At 67.6% G+C, this 20291-nt stretch carries 17 protein-coding genes; 8 read left to right on the top strand and 9 right to left on the bottom strand.

The window, feature by feature from the left end:
* Positions 1-11: 11 nt before the first annotated feature.
* The 4 genes from LC490_RS22125 to LC490_RS22110 form a co-directional block, all read right to left on the bottom strand.
* Positions 12-503 (bottom strand): GNAT family N-acetyltransferase, encoded by a 492-nt coding sequence (locus LC490_RS22125; RefSeq protein WP_223621647.1) that lies wholly within the window; start codon positions 501-503, stop codon positions 12-14.
* Positions 500-1507, bottom strand: a complete 1008-nt coding sequence (locus LC490_RS22120; RefSeq protein WP_223621646.1) for a YwqG family protein — start codon at positions 1505-1507, stop codon at positions 500-502. The genes LC490_RS22125 and LC490_RS22120 overlap by 4 nt, the downstream gene beginning before the upstream one ends.
* A 152-nt stretch (positions 1508-1659) precedes the next feature.
* Positions 1660-2574 carry a cation diffusion facilitator family transporter gene (locus LC490_RS22115; protein ID WP_031373315.1) on the bottom strand — a complete coding sequence of 305 codons (915 nt, stop codon included), beginning with the start codon at positions 2572-2574 and terminating at the stop codon, positions 1660-1662.
* A 232-nt stretch (positions 2575-2806) separates the two neighbouring features.
* The gene (locus LC490_RS22110; protein ID WP_223621645.1) at positions 2807-4927 is read right to left on the bottom strand and encodes a TonB-dependent siderophore receptor; all 2121 of its coding nucleotides are present in this window, start codon (positions 4925-4927) and stop codon (positions 2807-2809) included.
* Between the two features lie 394 nt (positions 4928-5321).
* On the opposite strand from LC490_RS22110, the gene LC490_RS22105 reads away from it, so the two are divergent.
* The 8 genes from LC490_RS22105 (at position 5322) to aqpZ (ending at position 14163) form a co-directional block, all read left to right on the top strand.
* Positions 5322-5942, top strand: coding sequence for a GNAT family N-acetyltransferase (locus LC490_RS22105; protein WP_081931166.1), 621 nt, complete (start codon positions 5322-5324; stop codon positions 5940-5942).
* 344 nt (positions 5943-6286) lie between these two features.
* Positions 6287-9769, top strand: a complete 3483-nt coding sequence (gene mfd, locus LC490_RS22100; protein ID WP_223621644.1) for a transcription-repair coupling factor — start codon at positions 6287-6289, stop codon at positions 9767-9769.
* 393 nt (positions 9770-10162) lie between these two features.
* A complete protein-coding gene (locus LC490_RS22095; RefSeq protein WP_223621643.1) occupies positions 10163-10651 on the top strand; it encodes a heme-binding protein in 489 nt (162 codons plus the stop codon).
* Positions 10652-10670: 19 nt separating this feature from the next.
* The gene (locus LC490_RS22090) at positions 10671-11189 is read left to right on the top strand and encodes a phosphoglycerate mutase family protein (RefSeq protein ID WP_223621642.1); all 519 of its coding nucleotides are present in this window, start codon (positions 10671-10673) and stop codon (positions 11187-11189) included.
* Between the two features lie 89 nt (positions 11190-11278).
* Positions 11279-11686, top strand: coding sequence for a hypothetical protein (locus tag LC490_RS22085; protein WP_223621641.1), 408 nt, complete (start codon positions 11279-11281; stop codon positions 11684-11686).
* 127 nt (positions 11687-11813) lie between these two features.
* Positions 11814-12674, top strand: a complete 861-nt coding sequence (locus LC490_RS22080) for a pirin family protein (protein WP_223621640.1) — start codon at positions 11814-11816, stop codon at positions 12672-12674.
* A gap of 95 nt (positions 12675-12769) precedes the next feature.
* A complete protein-coding gene (locus LC490_RS22075; RefSeq protein WP_152566337.1) occupies positions 12770-13237 on the top strand; it encodes a hypothetical protein in 468 nt (155 codons plus the stop codon).
* Between the two features lie 215 nt (positions 13238-13452).
* Complete coding sequence (gene aqpZ, locus LC490_RS22070) at positions 13453-14163, top strand: aquaporin Z (RefSeq protein ID WP_031373306.1); 711 nt, start codon at positions 13453-13455, stop codon at positions 14161-14163.
* Positions 14164-14243: 80 nt separating this feature from the next.
* Here aqpZ and LC490_RS22065 read toward each other — a convergent pair whose 3' ends face one another.
* The 5 genes from LC490_RS22065 to LC490_RS22045 form a co-directional block, all read right to left on the bottom strand.
* The gene (locus LC490_RS22065; protein WP_031373305.1) at positions 14244-14504 is read right to left on the bottom strand and encodes a hypothetical protein; all 261 of its coding nucleotides are present in this window, start codon (positions 14502-14504) and stop codon (positions 14244-14246) included.
* 256 nt (positions 14505-14760) lie between these two features.
* Positions 14761-15621 carry a pirin family protein gene (locus LC490_RS22060; RefSeq protein WP_223621639.1) on the bottom strand — a complete coding sequence of 287 codons (861 nt, stop codon included), beginning with the start codon at positions 15619-15621 and terminating at the stop codon, positions 14761-14763.
* A gap of 1153 nt (positions 15622-16774) precedes the next feature.
* Positions 16775-17368, bottom strand: coding sequence for a methyltransferase domain-containing protein (locus LC490_RS22055; RefSeq protein WP_223621638.1), 594 nt, complete (start codon positions 17366-17368; stop codon positions 16775-16777).
* Positions 17369-17426: 58 nt separating this feature from the next.
* Positions 17427-19739 (bottom strand): bifunctional 23S rRNA (guanine(2069)-N(7))-methyltransferase RlmK/23S rRNA (guanine(2445)-N(2))-methyltransferase RlmL, encoded by a 2313-nt coding sequence (gene rlmKL, locus LC490_RS22050; RefSeq protein WP_223621637.1) that lies wholly within the window; start codon positions 19737-19739, stop codon positions 17427-17429.
* A gap of 12 nt (positions 19740-19751) precedes the next feature.
* Entirely contained in the window at positions 19752-20282 is a 531-nt protein-coding gene (locus tag LC490_RS22045) for an alpha/beta hydrolase (protein WP_031373509.1), read from the bottom strand.
* Between the last annotated feature and the right edge of the window lie 9 nt (positions 20283-20291).

Below are 20291 nucleotides of genomic sequence, written 5' to 3'. Positions count from 1 at the left end.
GCCGCGGGAGCTCAGCCCACACCGTTCGGCCCGGCGCCGGCACGCGGCCGGCGCATATCGACCAGGTCCAAGCCCAGTGCGATACCGTTGCGTTGTTCGCGCACCGCCTGGAAGCCATGGCGGGCGTAGAAGGCGCGACTGTGCTGGGTGGTCTCGAGTACGGTCGCGGCGAACGCCGGGTCGGCATCGATGCGGCGCAGGCGCTCCAGCAACAGGCGCTCGCCGAGCCCGCGCCGGTGCAGGTCGCGGCGGACCATGCCCCAGAACAGCACCGCGATGCTGGCGTCCTCGTCGGTGGCCGCATAACCGCCGCAGGCGACGATGCCCTCGCCTTCGAGTTCGATCACCCAATAACCAACGATCCCATCGTCGACCTCGTCGAGGGTCTCGATGAATTCATCGCGTTCGACCGCGGCGAAATACTCCGGCATGTTGCCGTCGAACAAGGCCAGGCAGGCGGCGCGATCCTCGACCCGATAGCGGCGCAGGCCGGGCGCGCTCAATAGCAGTCCCAGTGATAGGAGACGCGGCTGAAATCGGCGCGGGCGAGGTCGTCGGGGTCGATGAAGAAGTTGGCGATGCCCGAATCGCCCCACATCAGCGCGTCGTCGCTGTCGAGCTGGAACAGCAGCACGCGCCGGTCCGAGGATTCTCGCGGGTCGCTCTGGGTGAAGTCGGGATAGCCGCCGAGCTTGTGGCCGGAACGCGACAGATACTCGCTGAGCGCATCCTGCAGCTCTTCCTCGGTCGCGTCGGGATGCTCGCCGCGATAACGCTCGATCAACGGCTCGACCCCGCCTTCCAGCGCCTGCTCGAAATGCGCGTCGTTGGCGCCGATGGTCTCGTGGTCGGCGGTGAAGCGCATGCGCTGCGGTTTAGCCGGGTCGAACGGCAGCGAATCGGCCCCGGCCGTCGCGTTCGGCGGCGCGATCGCCGCGGCCGACAGTTCCGGCCAATAGATCACGCGGAAGCCGGTCTGCTTGGCAAGCGCGCCCATGCGGCCCTGGCCATGGGCGTCGTCGAGCGCAGCGCCGTAGTAATCGTCGCCGGAGATGAAGAACTGCAACATGCCGCGCTCGGGGTAGCCGGGCATCTTCGGCACTTCGGCCAGATTGACCTGGGCCAGCAGGAACAAGGGCTGGCCCTTGCCGTCGCGCGGATAGTCGCGCCCGGCCGCCCAATAGGCCCGGCCGCCGATCTTGCTGACGCCGGTATCGTCGCGCGCCAAGGCGCTCAACTCGATCCGCGCCACCGGCCGTTGCGTCTTGCGCAGGACCTCGTCGGCCGGCGCGAGCACCGCCTTGGCCTGGGCGTCGTCGTCGGCCTTGGCGCAACCCGGCGCTTCCGCGCCGCTGTCCGGCAGGCCGGCGTCGGCCCTGGCCTGCGCCGCGCTCTTCTCGACCTGGCCTTCGATATTGCGATACACCGCGTAACCCACGCCGGCGGTCGCGGCGATGCCGGCGATCACGATCGCCATCGACAACAGAACCGCGGTTCCCGTCTTCATCGCCTGCCTGCCGTCCCTAGACTGCCTCGCCTGCGCAGAGTATCGCCGAGAACGGCCACGGCGAAGATCGCGGCCAAGAAAAAGCCGGAAGCGCGAACGCTTCCGGCTTGATCGTGATCGTCCCGGCACGGCCTCGTGCGGTTGCCGCCGGCTCAGTCGCCGGACTTCGAATCCGGCTCGAAGAAGCTCCAGCGCACTTCCGGGAAGGCCTGCTTCATCGCCCTCTCGACCGTGTTGATCTGGTCGGTCAGGGCCGCCACGCTCTGCTCTTCGCGCATCTGCGCCTGCACCGAAACCATCACCTCGTTGCCGAGCTGCAAGGTGATCAGGCTGATCACGCGGGCGATTTCCGGGCGGCCGTCGAGGAACTCGCGGATCTGCTGTTGGCGCTGCGGATCGACGCTCTGGCCGATCAACATCGCCTTGACCTCGATCGCCACGAACACCGCGACGATGATCAACAACGCGCCGATGCAGATGGTACCGATGGCGTCCCAGATCGGGTTGCCGGTCGCCACCGCGAGCAGCACCGCGCCGAGCGCCACCACCAGACCGAGCAACGCCGCCAGGTCTTCGCCGAAGATCACCACCAGTTCGGCCTGACGGCTCTCGCGGAACCACTGCCACAACGAACGTTGGCCGCGGGCCTTGGCGACTTCCTGCAGGCAGGCTCGCATCGATACCGCCTCGGCGACGATGCCGAAGGTCAGCACGCCGGCCGCCCACCACCACTGCTTGAGCGGTTCGGGGTGCTGCAGTTTGTGGATGCCCTCGTACAGCGAGAACATGCCGCCGACGGTGAACAACATCACCGCGACCAGGAACGACCAGAAATAGATGGCCTTGCCGTAGCCGAGCGGATAGTCCGGCGACGGCGGCCGCTTGGATTGCTTCAGGCCCAGGATCAGCAGGCCCTGGTTGCCGCAGTCGGCCAGGGAGTGCACGGTTTCGGCCAGCATGGCGCTGGAACCGGTGAAGTACGCCGCCACGCCCTTGGATACCGCGATGGCGAAATTGGCACCAAGTGCGAACAGAATTGCGCGGGTCGAATCGCCACCACCGGCCATGACAACGTTGCTCCTTGAGGTTCAGCGGCGAAGTCTAACATTGCCGATTAAGGCCGATGCGAGGCCGCAACCGGCTCATCGAAGCCGCTGCGCCGCGGTTCGGGCCTGCCTCGTCGCCCTCGGCCCGCGCCTGCGGCGGGACGGGGCGCGGTCTCCCCGCCTTCGCGGGGAAGCCGCTCCAACGCGCGACCCTGGCGGTCGCGCGGCCAAGAATCAGAACCGGCCCGGGGGTTCAGAACCGGTAGGTCACCGTGCCGGTGACGTTGCGGCCGTTGCCGGCGAAGCAGTCGCCGAATGCCCGGCACGGTGCGTAGTACTGCTTGTCGGCCAGGTTGGTGAGGTTGAGCGTGAACGACCACTGCGGCAGGTCGAAGGAGACCAGCGCATCGGCCAGGGTGTAGCCCGGCGTGCGCAGGCTGCCGTTGCCGCCGATCGACAGGGTCGAGCCGACGTGGCGCACGCCGGCGCCCAGGCGGATGCGGCCGCTGTCGCCCCAGTCGAACTGCTTCACGCCCCAGACCGAAGCGAGTTCCTTCGGCACGTCGGCGAGCTGGCGGTCGATCTCGGGGGCGAAGTTGCTGCGCGTCACTTCGGCTTCGTTATAGCTGTAACTCGCGGTGACGTAGAAATCGTTGCCCAGGGTGTGACTGGCCTCGAGCTCGACGCCCTTGGAACCGACCTCGCCAGTCTGCACCGAGTTGAGCACGTTCTGCGGGTCGTTGGTCTGGCGGTTCTTTTCGCGGATGTCGTACACCGCCAGGGTCACCAGGGTCTGCTCGCGCGGCTGCCATTTCACGCCCATCTCGTATTGGCGCCCTTCCTGCGGCTTGAACGGCTGGCTGAAGAAATCCAGGCTGCCGATCGGCAGGAACGACTCGCTGTAGCTCAAGTACGGCGAGAAGCCGCGGCCGGCATCGACGATCGCGCCGGCGCGGTAGCTGGTGGCGTAATCCTCGATGCGCGGCTGATCGCCGACCTGGGTGCGGGCACGGTCGCGGCGCGCGCCGAGCACGGCCGTGACGCGTTCGCCCCAGCGGATCTGGTCCTGCACGTAGACGCCGACCTGGGTCTGGTCCTGACGCGGCTGCGGCGCAAGTCCGGGCAGCACGTAGTTCCCGTAGACCGGCGCATAGGCGTCGATCGGCGTGGTCGCGCCGAAGCCGGTCATCGCGGTCTGGCGGAAGCGCAGGTAGTCGACGCCGGCGAGCACGGTATGGCGCAAGGCGCCGGTAGCGAAATCGACCTGGACGTTGTTGTCGGCCGTCAGCGTGTCGATACGCGGATTGCTGATGTAGGCCGAGCGCGGCAGCACCCGTCCTTCCGCGTCGATGAAGGGATTGGCCGGATTGGAGTAGACGTCCGGATAGATCTCGGTGAAGTCGGTGCGCGACTTGGCGTAGCGCAGGCTGCTGTTGAAGCGCAGCGCATCGGAGAAGGCGTGCTCGAGCAACACGGTGGCACTGGCCTGGCGGCTGTCGAGGCGATCGGCATCGGGCTCGCCGAGCAGGCGATGGTTCGGCAGGCGCCGGCCCGGCGCCGCGCGCAAGGTCGCGACCACCGGCAGGAACTGTTGGCTCGATCCGCTCTCGTCCTTCTGCAGCAGGCCAAGGAAGGTCAACTGGGTCGCGTCGGAAATGCGCCAGGTCAAGGAAGGCGCCAGCACCAGGCGGTCGTCGGGCATGCGGTCGGCCTGTTGCTGCGCGTCGCGCGCCACGCCGACGATGCGGCCGGCAACGGTGCCGGCCTCGTTGAGCGGGCCGGTCAGGTCGAACTGCAACTGCCTGCGCTGGTGGGTGCCGTAGCTCAGGCCGATTTCGCCTGCGCTCTGGAACTGCGGGCGCTTGCTGACGAGGTTGAAGACGCCGCCGGAACCGCCGGCACCGTACAGCATCGACGAGGGCCCGCGCAGCAGCTCGGCGCGTTCCATCGTGTAGACCTCCGGACGCGGCACCAGGCTGGAGCCGATCTGCCGGGTCATGCCGTCGAGGAAGGACACCGGCGAGAAGCCGCGCACCAGCGAGCCGTCGCTGCGCGTGTCCAGGCCGTAGGCCTCGCTGTAGGCGCCGGCGGAATAGCGCAGCGTCTCCTGCAGGTTCTGCACGCCGCGGTCGGCGGCCTGTTCGGCGGTGATCACGCTGATCGCCTGCGGGGTTTCGATCAGACGCGTATCGGTCTTGGTCGCAGTGGTGGCACGGTCGGCGACCACGACCACCGAGTCCAGGCGCTTGGCCTCGCGCTCGGCGTCGTCGGCGAAGGCCGTGCCCGCGGTCAGTGCGGTCAGCGCGACCAGCAGCCCCCGGGCGAGACGGTGCGGACGAGGCGGAAGCGGGCGCGGCGAATGCGAAAACGTCATCAGGGGTAGTCCGAAGCTGGGCGAAGAGATCGGCGGCGCCCCGGCCGCCTGCGCACAGGCGCGACACGGCCGCAGACACGGGCGAGGCATCGTCCGGTCGGGGGCGGCGGCAGGAGGGCATCTGGCTGAGCCCGGCGGCATGAAACGGCGCGGGCGTCTGGCTGGCCTCAGGGGCGGTTGTCAGGCCGGCGAGTCGGCGGCATGATGCGAGCAATTCTCATTTCATGCATGGACTGCGTCAAGAAAAAGTAACCTCAGGCACATTGTCGCGAGGGCCCCGCCTTTCGCCTCTCGACCGTGGAATTGCGGGCCAGGGCATGCCGCCGGTCGGACCGGCGTCTACCTAGCCTAAAGATGAAGGGCGAAGTCCGTCACAATGTGCCAATATCCGACCATGGCCACGCGTGAACGTTTGCCGCCCTGGCATGAACGCCAGCGTCTTCCCAACGGACGCGAAGTACTGATTCGTCCGGTGCGTCCGGAAGATGCCGAGCCCTTGCGAGCGGGCTTTACCCTGCTGCAACCCGACGAGGTGCGGCAGCGATTCCTCTACGCGCTGAAAGAACTCACGCCGGAAATGGCCGAGCGCTTCACTCGGATCGATCCGCGCACCGAGTTCGCCCTGGTCGCGGCCGAACCCTTGCCTCCCGGCGAAGCTCTGGTCGGCGCGGTCGCCCGCGTCGCCATCGACGAGCGCAGCCACGACGCCGAGTTCGCGATCCTGGTCAGCCGTTACATAGCCAACATGGGCCTGGGCCGCTATCTGATGACGCGCCTGGTCAAATGGGCGCGCGGCAAGAAGGTGCATCGCCTGTACGGCGAGGTGTTCGAGCACAACACCCCGATGCTGTCGCTGGCGCAGTCGCTCGGCTTCGAGCGCGAGTTCCAGCAGGATTCGCCGGGCCTGATCCGGGTGGTGCTGGATCTGCGCTCGAAGGCCGCACGCGCGGCCGAGCAGCAGGCCGGCGTACGCAAGATCGGCGACAACCCGACCGACGACAGCAACGAACCCTGAGCGCCATAGGGCTGTCCGACCACACCGCCGGCGTCGTGCGCCCGGCGCGCCATTTCGTCGTCCCGGCGATCGTCCGCGCCTGCGGCGGTCGATTCGTTCGCCGCACGGGCCCTGATCGCATACCAGGCTGAGCCAACGGCCGGAAACGGCACAGCCCTCGATAGCGGCAACCGCAGCCGCGCCTGCGGCTGATCGCATCGTCTCGCTCGTCATCCACTCGGCCGACGTAAACCCCGCGCAGCGACACCGATCGCGCAGAAAAACAAGCTCGCACAGATCGCCGGCGCAAAGCGCGCAACTGCGCGCCCGGCAGCCGCGGCCGATCCACTAAACTAGCCGACTCCATGAAATCATCTCCCTCTCCCGTGTCCCTGCTGCCCAAGATCGGCCAGCAGCGCGCCTGGTGGCGTGCGCCGGCCTCGCCTTCCGCCCTGGCCTGGGCGATCGCCCGCGCCGCCGCCGAACACGACGGCCCCCTGCTCGCGATCGCGCGCGATAACCACGGCGCGCACCAGCTCGAATCCGATCTGCGCACCCTGCTCGGCCGCGACGGCGCCGGCGACGGCGCCATGCCGGTACTGCCGTTCCCGGACTGGGAAACCCTGCCCTACGATCTGTTCAGTCCGCACCCGGACATCGTCTCGCAGCGTCTGGCGGCCTTGCATCGCCTGCCGACGCTCAAGCGCGGCATCGTCGTGGTGCCGGTGCAGACGCTGTTGCAACGGCTCGCACCGCTGCGCCACGTGGTCGGCGGCAGCTTCGACGTCGCGGTCGGCCAACGCCTCGACCTGGACGCGGAAAAGCGCCGGCTCGAATCGGCCGGTTACCGGCACGTGCCGCAAGTATTGGACCCGGGCGATTTCGCCGTGCGCGGCGGCCTGCTCGACGTCTATCCGATGGGCGCCGACTCGCCGTTCCGGGTCGAGTTGCTCGACGACGAGATCGAGACCATCCGCGCTTTCGATCCCGAGTCGCAACGCTCGCTCGACAAGATCGATGCGGTGCGGCTGTTGCCGGGCCGCGAAGTGCCGCTCGACGATGCCTCGCTCAAGCGCGCGCTCGATGCGCTGCGCGAACGTTTCGACCTCGACACCCGGCGCAGCGCGCTGTACCAGGATCTCAAGTCGGGCATCGCGCCCTCGGGCATCGAGTACTACCTGCCGTTGTTCTTCGAGCAGACCGCGACCCTGTTCGACTACCTCGACGAACGCGTGCTGCCGGTGATCGCCGACGGCGCGCTCGACGCCGCCGACGCGTTCTGGGCCCAGACCGGCGAACGCTACGAGCAGCGCCGGCACGATCTCGAACGCCCGCTGCTGCCGCCCGACACGCTCTACCTGACCCCGGTCGGCCTGCGCGAAAAGCTCAATGAAGGCCCGCGCATCGAGTTGTGCGGCGAACAGCATCCGCAACGCGCCAAGGCGCTCGCGCTCGGCGAACAGCCGGCGCCGACCCTGCCGGTCGCGGCGCGCGACGCCGCTCCCGCCGAAGCGCTGAAGTCGTTCCTGGCCAGCTATCCCGGCCGCGTGCTGATCGCCTCCGACACCGCCGGCCGCCGCGAGGCCCTGCTCGAAGTGTTGCAGGCCGCGGGCTTGAAGCCGGACGTGGTCGCCGACTGGAACGCGTTCGCCAACGGCGCCTCGCCGAGCCGCTTCGCCATCGCGGTGGCGCCGTTCGACGACGGTTTCGCCGTGGTCGAACCGCCGCTGGCGGTCCTCACCGAACGCCAGCTGTTTCCCGAACGCGCCGCGCAGCCGCGCCGGCGCAAGCGCGTCGGCCGCGAACCCGAAGCGATCATCCGCGACCTCGGCGAGTTGTCCGAAGGCGCGCCGATCGTGCACGAGGACCACGGCGTCGGCCGTTACCGTGGCCTGATCGTGCTCGAAGCCGGCGGCCAGCCCGGCGAATACCTCGAAATCGAATACGCCAAGGGCGACCGGCTGTACGTGCCGGTCGCGCAACTGCACCTGATCAGCCGCTACTCCGGCGCCTCGGTCGAAACCGCGCCGCTGCACTCGCTCGGCGGCGAGCAATGGACCAAGGCCAAGCGCAAGGCCGCCGAGAAAGTCCGCGACGTCGCCGCCGAATTGCTCGAGATCCAGGCCAAGCGCCAGGCCCGCGCCGGCCTGGCGCTCGATGTCGACCGCTCGATGTACGAGCCGTTCGCGGCCGGCTTCCCGTTCGAGGAAACCCCGGACCAGCATTCGGCGATCGAGGCGGTGATCCGCGACCTCAGCAGCAGCCAGCCGATGGACCGCGTGGTCTGCGGCGACGTCGGCTTCGGCAAAACCGAAGTCGCGGTGCGCGCGGCCTTCGTCGCCGCGACCGCCGGCAAGCAGGTCGCGGTGCTGGTGCCGACCACCCTGCTCGCCGAGCAGCACTACCGCACCATGCGCGACCGCTTCGCCGATTGGCCGTTGAAGGTCGAAGTGTTGTCGCGCTTCAAGAGCACCAAGGAGATCAAGGCCGAACTGGAGAAAGTCAGCGAGGGCAAGATCGACGTCGTGGTCGGCACCCATCGCCTGCTGCAGCCCGACGTGCGCTTCAAGGACCTCGGCGTGGTCATCGTCGACGAAGAGCAGCGTTTCGGCGTACGCCAGAAGGAGGCGCTGAAGGCGCTGCGCGCCAACGTGCATTTGCTCACCCTGACCGCTACGCCGATTCCGCGCACCCTCAACATGGCCATGGCCGGGCTGCGCGACCTGAGCATCATCGCGACCCCGCCGGCGCATCGCCTGGCGGTGCAGACCTTCGTCGTGCCCTGGGACGACATGCAGCTGCGCGAGGCGTTCCAGCGCGAACTCGCGCGCGGCGGCCAGGTGTATTTCCTGCACAACGACGTCGAGAGCATCGGCCGCATGAAGCGCCAGCTGGAAGAACTGGTGCCGGAGGCGCGCATCGGCGTCGCCCACGGCCAGATGGCCGAGCGCGAACTCGAAAGCGTGATGCTCGACTTCCACAAGCAGCGCTTCAATGTCCTGCTGTGCACGACCATCATCGAGTCGGGCATCGACATCCCGAACGCCAACACCATCATCATGAACCGCGCCGACAAGTTCGGCCTGGCGCAGTTGCACCAGTTGCGCGGCCGGGTCGGCCGTTCTCACCACCGCGCCTACGCGTATCTGGTGATTCCGGACAAGCGCTCGATCACCCCGGATGCGCAAAAGCGTTTGGAAGCGATCGCCTCGATGGACGAACTCGGCGCCGGCTTCACCCTGGCCACCCACGACCTGGAAATCCGCGGCGCCGGCGAATTGCTCGGCGAGGACCAGAGCGGGCAGATGGCCGAGGTCGGTTTCAGCCTCTACACCGAGCTGCTCGAACGCGCGGTGCGTTCGATCCGCCAGGGCAAGCTGCCCGACGTCGACTCGACCGATGCGCGCGGCGCTGAAGTCGAACTGCATATACCGGCCCTGATTCCGGACGACTACCTGCCCGACGTGCACACCCGCCTGACCCTGTACAAGCGCGTCAGCGGCGCACGCAGCGACGAGGAACTGCGCGAGTTGCAGGTCGAGATGATCGACCGCTTCGGCCTGCTGCCGGATGCGGCCAAGCATTTGTTCGCGGTCGCCGAACTCAAGCTGGTCGCGACCGACCTCGGCATCCGCAAACTCGACCTCGGCGAAAAGGGCGGCCGCCTGCAATTCGTCGAGCGCCCGAACGTCGACCCGATGTCGGTGATCAAACTGATCCAGGGGCAACCGAAGCTATACCAGATGGACGGCCCGGACAAACTCAGGCTCAAGTTGGACCTGCCGGACGCGCCGGCGCGCCTGGCGGCGGCGAAGGGTTTGTTGATGCTGCTCGACAAGAAGCACTGAGCGGGCGTGGGCTCCGCCTGGAAGATGGCTCTCCGCCGGTTTTTGGGAGAGCCGCAGGCTAAAGCAAATCCCCCCTAGCCCCCCTTTGCAAAGGGGGGAACTGCTTCTCGTGTTTCTGGAAGAGCCGCTTCCTTCGTTGGCCTGTCGAAGCGCCAAGGCGCCTGCCGAGCAGCGAAGCTTGCCGATAGCACCCGAAACGCCGCAGCACTGCATCCTTACCCGTCGAGTTCCCCCTTTGCAGAGGGGGCCAGAGGGGATTTGCTTTGGCCTTAGCTCTTCCAAGCAAACACAGCGAGAACACCTCCAGCGCCCAACCCGCGCCAGTACAAAAGACACTCCCGCAACACCCGCGCGCCTCTTACGCTCCGCCTACCCTCCAGGCCCGAGCATCCCATGCCCCGCCTCCCGCTTCTGCTCGCCCCGCTTCTGCTCGTCCTCGCCACTCCAGCCGCTGCGGCACCGCCGCTGAAGACGCAACTGACGCAGCGCAGCGTGCTCAACCTAGCCGCGGCCAAGCGAATCGCCGCGGCGGCCGAGGACAAGGCGCGCGCCGACGGCCTCAACGTCGCCATCGCGATCGTCGACGAGGCCGGCCGCCTGCTGCATTTCCAGCGCATGGACGGCAGCCCGAACTCCAGCGTCGAAGTCGCCATCGGCAAGGCCGTGCACGCGGCCAACTATCGCCGCGACACCGCGTTCCATCAGAAACTGCTCGGCAACGGCAACATGGTCGTGCTCGGCCTGCCCGGCATCACTCCGATCGAAGGCGGCGTACGCTTGCTGCTCGGCGAACAGGTCATCGGCGGCATCGGCGTATCCGGCGCGCAAGCGGCGCAGGACGGCGCGATCGCCCAGGCCGGCGCCGACCTGCTCCGCGATTGAATCCCAGCGAGGACACGCCATGCGCCCGATCACCTGCACCGCCGCCCTCGCCCTGAACCTCGCGCTCGGCGGCTGCGCCACCCGTCCGACCGAAGCCGAAGCGCCGCTCACCTATGTGATCGTGCGTCACGCCGAGAAGAGTACCGACGATCCGCGCGACCCCTCGCTCAACGAAGCCGGACAGGCGCGCGCCGAACGCCTCGCCGCTTCATTGGCTCAAGCGCCGATGCGCGCGGTCTATGCCACCGAGTACCGCCGCACCCGACAGACCGGCGAACCGACCGCGCGCGCGCACGGGCTCACGATGACGCGATACGACGCCAAACAGGCCGCGGCCGAGTTCGCCGCGACCCTGCGCCGCGATCATCGCGACGGCACGGTGCTGGTGGTCGGCCACAGCAACACCGCACCCGCGATCGCCGCCGCCTTGTGCGCCTGCGACGTCGCGCCGATGCCGGAAACCGAATTCGACCGCCGCATGGTCGTGCGCATCGACGCGCAGGGACGGGCGAGCTTCGAGCAAACCCGGGATCGGTGACGCCGCTCGCTTGGGCGCCCGCCCGCGGCGGCCTAGACTGGCTCGACCGCGGTTCCGCCGGACCGCCCTGTGATTCAACGGAGTCGCCGATGCGTCCCTCGCTCCCCGCCGCCCCGCTCGCCGCCGCGCTGTTGAGCGGCGTACTCGCCCTGACCGCCTGCGCCCATGCCGGCCAGAACGCCCCTGCATCGAAGACCGCAACGCCTGGCCAGGCCTTCAGCCTGGCGCGCGGCGAGTCGGCCAGCCTGCCCGACCGTTCGCAGTTGCGCTTCGTCGCGATCAGCGCCGACTCGCGTTGCCCGCCGAAGGTGCAATGCGTCTGGGCCGGCGATGCCGTGCTGGAGTTCGAGTGGACCGGCGCCGACGGCGCGAAGTCGGCGCTCAGCTTCAACACCGTCAGCGATGCGCGCAAAAGCGCCGGCGGCTGGCGCATCGAGGTGCAGGGCCTGGATTTCGCCGAACCGCCGAATGCGACGCTCAAGGTCGACGCCGAATAACCGCAAGGCGCGCTGAGGCGAGCGCGATTCCCAGCCTCTTTCGTGCAACACCGAGTTTCAGTGCCGTGCGCCTGATTGCATAAAAGACATGCGAACCTGCCGGCATACCCCTGCAGGAGTCCGTGCCATGACCACGATCGTCGCCCCGCGCGTCCACGACCTGGGCGGGTTCGAAGTCCGCCGCGCCGTGCCGAGCATCCAGGCGCGGTCGGTCGGCCCCTTCGTGTTCGTCGACCACATCGGCCCGGCCGTGTTCGAGCCCGGCCAGGGCATCGACGTGCGCCCGCACCCGCATATCGGCCTGGCCACGGTGACTTTTCTCTGGGCCGGCTCGATCGGCCATCGCGACACCCTGGGCAGCGTCCAGGACATCAACCCGGGCGACGTCAACTGGATGACCGCCGGCCGCGGCATCGCCCATTCCGAACGCACCCCACAGGCGCCGCGCGCCAGCGGCCACCCGCTGCACGGCATGCAGACCTGGGTGGCGCTGCCGCGCTCGTTCGAGGAGACCGCGCCGGCCTTCCACCACCATCCGGCCGCGACCCTGCCGCAGCAGCGCCGCGACGGCGCCTGGCTGCGCATCGTCGCCGGGCGCGGCTTCGGCGAGGAGTCGCCGGTGCGGGTGTTCGCCGACACCCTCTACGTCGCCATCGACCTCGACCCCGGCGCCGAGCTCGACCTCGAGGACAGCCACGCCGAGCGCGCGCTCTACCTGCTCGAAGGCGAGGCCCAGCTCGACGGCGCCGACCTGCCGGCGCGGCACCTGGTCGTGCTCGACCCCGGCACCCGCCCGCGCCTGCGCGCCAAGACCCCGCTCAAGGCCATGCTGCTGGGCGGCGAACCGCTGGATGGGCCGCGCCACCTGTGGTGGAACTTCGTCTCAAGTTCGCGTGAGCGGATCGAACAGGCCAAGCTGGATTGGGCCGAGGGACGATTCGGCGAGATCGCCGGCGAGCACGAATTTATTCCTCTACCTGAACGATGACGTAACGTTTGTCAACGCCTCCGAAGTGGACTATGGTCACAGGGCTGAAAGGCTCCAGCACCGTTTTGACCTAATCGGGTTCCAGGGGGACGATCGTGAAGTCAAGGGTAAAGAGCCAGCACGCATTGCCGTGGCTGGCGTTGGTGTTCGTCGTGTGTGCGTCTGCGCAAGAACCCGCCGCTTCAGGCGCCTGTCCGTTTCTACCGGCCGATTCGGGCCTGCACTGGGAACACCGTGCCGGCGCCGATTCCGACTTCTGTCGCGCACTGCGTGCCGACCAGTCGGAAGCCTTCGGCCTCTACATAGCCTCCAAGTCGCCGTTCGAGCCCAAGCGCAGCGATCGCGCCGAAGCCAGCACGATCGACGGCAAGGCCATGCATTGGTACCGCGGCGAACTCGCCGGCAAGCCCAACATCCAGGTGCGCGAAACCTTGCTCGATATCGGCAACGGCAAGCATGCGCATATCTGGATGCAGGCGACGTCGCCCGAGCAACTGCGGGAGGTCATCGGCCAGACCGAGGGCCTGCGATTTCCCTCGACGCGACTGAGCAGCACTAAATAGCACGTCGCGGGGTCTGTTTTCCGAGCCGATTTGACTGCGGTCGCGGTTTGCTGGCCCCGCGACCGTTTTGTGACGAGTTGCGCATTTTTGAGTTGTCAGCCAGCATGAGAATCGGCCTGGCTGAATGGGGTCGTGGCGTATCGTTCCCTGGCTGAACAGGGCGTTCGTCCGACCCTGGGCCGTATGCAAGCCCATAACTCAAAAGGAAGACGATCATGATCAAGCGACTCGGTGCGGAGTTCATCGGTACGTTCTGGCTGGTGCTCGGCGGTTGCGGCAGCGCCGTGCTCGCAGCGAATTTCGGCGGCGACGGCAACCCGCTCGGCATCGGCCTGCTAGGCGTCTCGCTGGCCTTCGGCCTGACCGTGCTGACCGGCGCCTACGCCCTCGGCCATATTTCCGGCGGCCACTTCAATCCGGCGGTGAGCTTCGGCCTGTGGGCCGGCGGCCGTTTCGCAGCCAAGGATCTGATCCCCTACATCGTCGCGCAGGTGCTCGGCGGCCTGCTCGCCGGTTTCATCCTGTGGCAGATCGCCAGCGGCAGCCCCAGCTTCGTCCACGACCCGAACGCGGCCGGCACCTTCGCCAGCAACGGCTTCGACCTGATGTCGCCGGGCGGCTACTCGATGCACGCCGCCCTGCTGACCGAAGTGATCATGACCGCGATGTTCCTGATCATCATCCTCGGCGCCACCCACAAGAACGCACCGGCCGGCTTCGCCCCAATCGCGATCGGCCTGGGCCTGACCCTGATCCACCTGATCAGCATCCCGGTCACCAACACTTCGGTGAACCCGGCGCGTTCGACCGGCGTGGCCCTGTTCGCCGGCAGCGCCGCGATCAGCCAGCTGTGGCTGTTCTGGGTGGCGCCGATCGTCGGCGGCCTGCTCGGCGGCGCGGTGTACCGCTGGCTCGGCAAGGACTGAGCCGCCCGCTCATGCAGTAACGAAAAGCCGCGTCGAAAGACGCGGCTTTTTCTTTTCGAGGCAATCGTCCGTCGCTGCGATCAGCGTGCGACTTTCTGATTCACCGCCTGCTCGGCGACATCGATCGCGAGCTGCTGCAGTTGCGCGGCCAGGCGGGCATTGCCGGCGCCTTCGGCGGCTTCGAGCATCTGATACGCCGCCTGCAACTGCTTGATGCCGCGCGGCGGCACTTTCTTGAGCTTGCCGCCGACGATGACGAAGCCTCCCGCACCGGCGGCGACACCGGCGGATACGAAGGTAGCGACGATGGTGAATTGCTTGGGATCGATTCTGGTGGCCATGACTGAGCTCCTTGTCGGACGTGCGCCGCGGCTTTGCGCAGCGACGCACGTGTCTTCGCCCGTCGCCGCGGGCTTGCAGCGATGATGCGTTCCGTTGACAGATAACGCGCATGCCGCCGCACTGCGGCCAGATCGATTCTGATACATCGCGCCGTTGCGGCGTATTTCGACGACACCCGACGCCTGTCCGGCAGCGCGAAAACGAAAGGCCACGCTCGCGCGTGGCCCTTCGGTGCGTAACGACGGCCATGCTTCGTCAGAACTTGCCTTCCTGGAAATCGACGAAAGCCTGCATCACTTCCTGCTTGGTGTTCATCACGAACGGGCCGTAACGCGCGACCGGCTCGCGCAGCGGGCGCCCGGCGACGACGATCAGACGGCTGCCGCGGCCGCCATCGCGCAACTTGAGCAAGTGGCCGCCGGACAGCACGGCCAAGTCCTGCGCATCGATCTCGCGCGCATCCTCGCCGTCGCCGACGGCGATGCCGCCTTCGTAGACATAGACGAAGGCGTTGTGGCCTTCGGGCAATTCGTACTCCCACTGCGCATCGGCGTCGAGGGCGATGTCGAGATACACCGGATCGGTCGCGGGTTGCGCGATCGGGCCGCTGACCCCGCCGACGCGGCCGGCAATCAGCTTCACTTCGACGCCGTCGGCCGGACGCAGTTGCACGATGCGATCCGGCGCGAACTCCTGATACTTGGGCTCGGTCATCTTCTCGCGCGCCGGCAGGTTCACCCACAGTTGGAACCCGCGCATGCGCCCGGCCTCCTGCTCCGGCATTTCCGAATGCACCAAGCCGCGGCCAGCCGTCATCCACTGCACGCTGCCGGGCACGAGCACGCCTTCGTTGCCGTGGTTGTCGCGGTGGCGCATGCGCCCGTCGAGCATGTAGGTGACGGTTTCGAAACCGCGGTGCGGATGCTCCGGGAAACCGGCGAGGTAATCCTCGGGACGGTCGGTGCCGAATTCGTCGAGCAGCAGGAAGGGATCCAGGTCGGGCAGCTGCGGGCCGCCGATGACCCGGGTCAGGCGGACGCCGGCGCCGTCGGAAGTCGCCTGGCCGCGCAATTTGCGGCCGACGCGGGCGTAAGCGGTGTGGGTGGCGGTGGCCATGGGTATCTCCTGACGGGGCGCCGTATTGGCGATGGGCGCTAGGATGACACCGCAAACATGGAACAATACAGACTAAACTGCAAACATCAGTTACAAATTTAGAACGATATTGGGTGCAGGCCCAGGATAGAAGCGGCGTCCTACTGGGTGTCCTTCGGTTACAAGCCGCGACCGCGGGATGCGCAGCGATGGCATCGCCGTCGTCATCGATCGAAGCGGCATGCTTTCGCCGGGGTAGGAGCGGCGCGAGCCGCGACGGCGCTGTTTCGGCCTCGCGGCGTATCGCTCAAGCAAGATCAATATCTAAATCAAACGCCAAAAGCTTCCGCCACTAAAGCGGCGGGTAACTTTCTTTTGTCTAAAGCAACAAAAGTCCGTCTGGATTCCCTTCGGTCAAAGGTAACCAAAGAAGTTGCTTTTCTTTGAATCACGGGCCCGTGCGTTCGGTGCATACGCGGGGATTTTTCATACGGGACATCCTTGTCCCGATGAAAAACGGCGCGCATCCCTGCGCGCCGCCCTCCGGGTCTTCTCGTGCCTTTGCGAGTGCTCGGCTGCGCACAGCAACAGCAGCCCTGCATCTATGACGGTTCAAGGGGTAGGAGCGGCACAAGCCGCGACCGCGAATCTACGGCTGCCAGCGCGGGCAATCGTGGTTGCGCGGTCGCGGCTTGCGCCGCTCCTACCCTAAGAGCATGGCAACCGTTGCCGTTGCCGTTGCCGTTGCCGTTGCCGTTGCCGTATGAGCTTGGCGCGATGCCGAACTCGCGAGAACACCTGAAGACCCGGAGGGCGGCGCACAGGACGTGCGCCGTTTTTCGATAGGACAAGGATGTCCTATCGAAAAATCCCGGCGACAACATCGCACTCGTGGCTTGTGCCCTTGCAAGGAGAGCCCTTTTCTTTGGTTACCTTTGACCGAAGGGAATCCAGACGGACTTTTGGGCTTAGCAAAAGAAAGTAACCCGGCCGCGTCAGCGGACGGAAGCTTTAGATCTTGATGTTGCTTCACCGCTCTGCGGCATCAAACGCCGCAACAGTAAGCAACGCGGTCGCGGCTTACGCCGCTCCTACAGGGGCTACGGCCAGAAAACGCCGCGAAGTCGTGGCGGCACGGTCGCAGTTCTCGCCTCTCCTACCCCGGATCTGCCGCTCAGCCCCGGATACGCGAGTACACGAACACCGTCGCCGGCGGCACGTTGCGCAGCACGAAGTCGCCGCGGCGCACCTGCAGGGACAGCGCGCGGGCGACCGCATCGGCCACCGGCGCGGCCGGGCCGTAGGTGAACTGCACGAACACGCCGTCGTCCTTGAGACAGGCGAACGCCGCCTTGAGAATGTCGCGCTGCAGCGGGTGCGGCATCGTCAACAGGCCGAGCCCCGACACGATCGCATCGGCCGGCCCCTGTTCGAGGTAACCGTGCCCGCGCGCGAGCTGCGGCAGCTCGCGCGCATCGCCCAGCAGCACCGGCACACGCGGGAAGCGCAGATGCAGATGCGCGTGCAACTCTTCGTTGAGTTCCAGCACCAGCAGGTCTTCGTCGCGAATGCCGGCCTCGAGCAAGGCGCGGGTGATCGCGCCGGTGCCGCCGCCGAGCTCGATCACGCGGGTGACGTCGTCGGGCAGCTCGGCGATCATCGCCGCGGCCAGTTCGGCGCTGGACGGCGCCACCGCGGCCACGCGCAGCGGGTTCTTGAGCCACTGGCGGAAAAACGTCCAGGTACCTACTTTGCGATGCGGCTTCATGGCTGGAACTCCACAGCGGAGCGTCCGCCTGTTGCGATCAGGACCACCGACAACCGCATCAACGCGGTTCCACTCGCCAGCACCGATGGATGCGCGCATCGCGGGCGAAATCGGCCGGAATGGTCTCGGCGCTGATTTCTTCGCACTGCGCGAACTGGGCGACGGCCTCGGTGTCGAGGCGGAAGCGGCGGAAGTTGTTGGAAAAATACAGCACGCCGTTATCGGCCAGGCGCGCGACGGCGGCGCGCAGCAGGCGCACGTGTTCACGCTGGATGTCGAAGTCATCGGCGCGCGCGGAATTGGAGAACGTCGGCGGGTCGCAGAAGATCAGGTCGAAGCGGCTGCGGTCGGCTTCCAGCCAGGCCAGCGCATCGGCCTGCACCAGGCGGTGCTGGGCCCCGCCCATGCCGTTCTCGCGCAGGTTGTCGGCGCACCACTGCAGATAAGTCGCCGACAGGTCGACCGTGGTGGTTTCGTTGGCGCCGCCGACCGCGGCCTGCACGGTCGCCGCGCCGGTGTAGCCGAACAGATTGAGGAAACGGCGGCCGCGCGCCTCGGCCGCGATGCGCAGGCGCATCGGACGGTGATCGAGGAACAAGCCGGTGTCGAGATAATCGAACGGGTTCACGCGCAGGCGCGCGGCGCCCTCGCGCACGACCAGCACTTCGCCGCGCTGGTCGAGTTGACCGTACTTGCTGCCGCCCTTGCCGCGGCTGCGGGTCTTCAGCGCCACGCGTTCGCGCGGCACCGCGAACACTTCGCGCGCGGCGGCGAACAACTCGTTGCGGCGGCGACGCTGGTCGGCCTCGGGAATATCCGCCGGCGCGGCGTATTCCTGGATGTGCAGATAGGTGCGCGGCTCGGCTTCGTCGCTGGCGTAGACGTCGATCGCCGCCGAGTACTCGGGCAGGTCGGCGTCGTAGGCACGGAAACAGGTGATCCCCTCGCGCTCGCGCCAGGACTTGAGCTTGCGCAGGTTCTTGCGCAGCCGGTTGGCGACCATCTGCGCGCCTTCCGACAAAGGCTGCGGCGCGGCGTCCTCGGCCTTGGCGCGCTGTTCGGCATGGCCGACGCGGGCGATCGGGTCGCAGACGATCAGCGCGCATTCGATCGCGCCGTTGAAGATCTGGTACTTCTTGCCCGCACGCAGACCGGTGGCCTGGGCCAGCGCGGCGTCGCCGCACAACAGGCTCGCGCGCCAGCTCGGCACCAGGCGCTTGAGCGCCTCGCCGAGTGCGCGGTACAGCGCGGGGTCGGCGGCCAGGCGCGCGTCGTAAGGCGGGTTGCAGACGACCAGTCCAACTGGGGTGGCAGAGTACGCAACCGCCGCAGCGGTTTCATCGAAGCCACGCTCCTGCCCGGCCCCGCTTTTCTCGATACCCAAAGTCTCATCGCGATGCAGCCCCGGATCCCCGCCTTCGCGGGGATGACGCTCGGCAGGCTGCGCAGGCGCTTGCGCCAAGGACAACGACTGCAGGGATTCGACCGCGGCCACGTTCCATGCGATCACGCCGGCGAGTTCGGCCATGACCTCGTTGTCGCGCGCCGAGCGGATCGCATGCGGGTCGACGTCGCTGCCGGCGAAGGCCGGACGCAGGGCGGCGCGGCCGGCGGCTTCGCGCGTGCGCGCGTCGTCGCACAGCGCGCGCCAGCCGGCGAAGTCGAAACCGCGCCAGCGGGTCGGCGGCAAGGCGCCATGGCGCAGCAGGCCCGGCGCGACGTCGGCGGCCATGAGCGCGCCTTCGATCAGCAAGGTGCCGCTGCCGCACATCGGGTCGAACAGGCTGCCGCCCTGGGCGTAGACCTTCGGCCAGCCGCCGCGCAGCAACACCGCTGCAGCGAGGTTTTCCTTGAGCGGCGCCTCGCCCTGCTTCTGGCGCCAACCGCGCCGATGCAGGGAGCCGCCGCCGAGATCGATCGAGAGGATGCCGCGCCCCTTGCGCAGGACGAAATTCAGGCGCAGGTCGGGGGCGTCGGTGTCGACGTCGGGGCGCGCGCCGGTTTGCGCACGCATCACGTCGACCACCGCGTCCTTGATCCGCTGCGCGGCGTAACGCGCATGGGTGATGGCTTCGCCGGAGACGTGCGCATCGACCGCGAGCGTGTGCACGCTCTCCATGTGCTCCGGCCACGGCAATGCGGCCACGCCGGCGTACAAGGCATGCTCGTCGGGGCAGTCGAATTCGGCGATCGGCCACAGCACCCGGCTGGCCAGGCGCGACCACAGCACCGCGCGCTGCGCATCGGCCAACTCGCCTTCGACGTTGACGCCGGCGGTCGCGGCGGTCGCGCGCTGGCAGCCCAGCGCGATCAATTCGTCGGCGAGCAGGTATTCCAGGCCCTTGCCGCAGCTTGCGTAAAACTTACTCATGGTGGTGCTTACTCAGATTCGTTCGAGCAGACGCGCGAAGGCTTCCGCACTGCCTTCGACGTGCGCCGAAAGCCGGTGGCTGTCGTCGACCAGCAGCAGGCGCGCACGGCGCGGCTGGGCCCAGGCGACGACGTCGGCGGCGGGGATCAATTCGTCGTCCCAGCCGTGGATGATGCTGATCGGTACATCGGCGGCCTGCATCGGTTCGGCGTGGCCCATGCGGATCGGCGGCGCCATCAGAAACAGGCCGGCCGGCTTCACCTGCATCGACACCCATCCGGAGATGTAGGCGCCGAGGCTGGAGCCGGCCAACAGCACCGGGCCGCGCGCGGCCGCGGCGCGGGTCAGGGCGAGCAGGCGCTGCATGCGCGCCGGCACGTCGCCGAGTTCGCTGACCTCACGATTGGCGTCGAGGTCGGTGTAGTCCGGGCGTTCGTGGGTCCAGCCGTAACGCGCCGCGACCTCGGCCAGGGCGGTGACCTTGGTCGCGTCGGGGCCGCTTTCGAAGCCATGGGAAAGGATGCAGTGTCCGGAAGTCGCCATGCGCTCAGA

The sequence above is a fragment of the Lysobacter sp. ESA13C genome, assembly GCF_019970005.1.
Classification (GTDB): domain Bacteria; phylum Pseudomonadota; class Gammaproteobacteria; order Xanthomonadales; family Xanthomonadaceae; genus Lysobacter; species Lysobacter antibioticus_B.
The sequence above is the reverse complement of the archived record's forward strand: the minus strand, read 5'-3'. Positions and strand labels throughout refer to the sequence as shown.

What these genes read in the sequence shown, in the direction of transcription:
- LC490_RS22120 (WP_223621646.1), bottom strand. Translation starts at nt 1,507, where the DNA reads ATGAAGACGGGAACCGCGGTTCTGTTGTCGATGGCGATCGTGATCGCC.
- LC490_RS22115 (WP_031373315.1), bottom strand. Translation starts at nt 2,574, where the DNA reads ATGGCCGGTGGTGGCGATTCGACCCGCGCAATTCTGTTCGCACTTGGT.
- LC490_RS22110 (WP_223621645.1), bottom strand. Translation starts at nt 4,927, where the DNA reads ATGACGTTTTCGCATTCGCCGCGCCCGCTTCCGCCTCGTCCGCACCGT.
- LC490_RS22105 (WP_081931166.1), top strand. Translation starts at nt 5,322, where the DNA reads ATGGCCACGCGTGAACGTTTGCCGCCCTGGCATGAACGCCAGCGTCTT.
- mfd (WP_223621644.1), top strand. Translation starts at nt 6,287, where the DNA reads ATGAAATCATCTCCCTCTCCCGTGTCCCTGCTGCCCAAGATCGGCCAG.
- LC490_RS22095 (WP_223621643.1), top strand. Translation starts at nt 10,163, where the DNA reads ATGCCCCGCCTCCCGCTTCTGCTCGCCCCGCTTCTGCTCGTCCTCGCC.
- LC490_RS22090 (WP_223621642.1), top strand. Translation starts at nt 10,671, where the DNA reads ATGCGCCCGATCACCTGCACCGCCGCCCTCGCCCTGAACCTCGCGCTC.
- LC490_RS22085 (WP_223621641.1), top strand. Translation starts at nt 11,279, where the DNA reads ATGCGTCCCTCGCTCCCCGCCGCCCCGCTCGCCGCCGCGCTGTTGAGC.
- LC490_RS22080 (WP_223621640.1), top strand. Translation starts at nt 11,814, where the DNA reads ATGACCACGATCGTCGCCCCGCGCGTCCACGACCTGGGCGGGTTCGAA.
- aqpZ (WP_031373306.1), top strand. Translation starts at nt 13,453, where the DNA reads ATGATCAAGCGACTCGGTGCGGAGTTCATCGGTACGTTCTGGCTGGTG.
- LC490_RS22065 (WP_031373305.1), bottom strand. Translation starts at nt 14,504, where the DNA reads ATGGCCACCAGAATCGATCCCAAGCAATTCACCATCGTCGCTACCTTC.
- LC490_RS22060 (WP_223621639.1), bottom strand. Translation starts at nt 15,621, where the DNA reads ATGGCCACCGCCACCCACACCGCTTACGCCCGCGTCGGCCGCAAATTG.
- LC490_RS22055 (WP_223621638.1), bottom strand. Translation starts at nt 17,368, where the DNA reads ATGAAGCCGCATCGCAAAGTAGGTACCTGGACGTTTTTCCGCCAGTGG.
- rlmKL (WP_223621637.1), bottom strand. Translation starts at nt 19,739, where the DNA reads ATGAGTAAGTTTTACGCAAGCTGCGGCAAGGGCCTGGAATACCTGCTC.
- LC490_RS22045 (WP_031373509.1), bottom strand. Translation starts at nt 20,282, where the DNA reads ATGGCGACTTCCGGACACTGCATCCTTTCCCATGGCTTCGAAAGCGGC.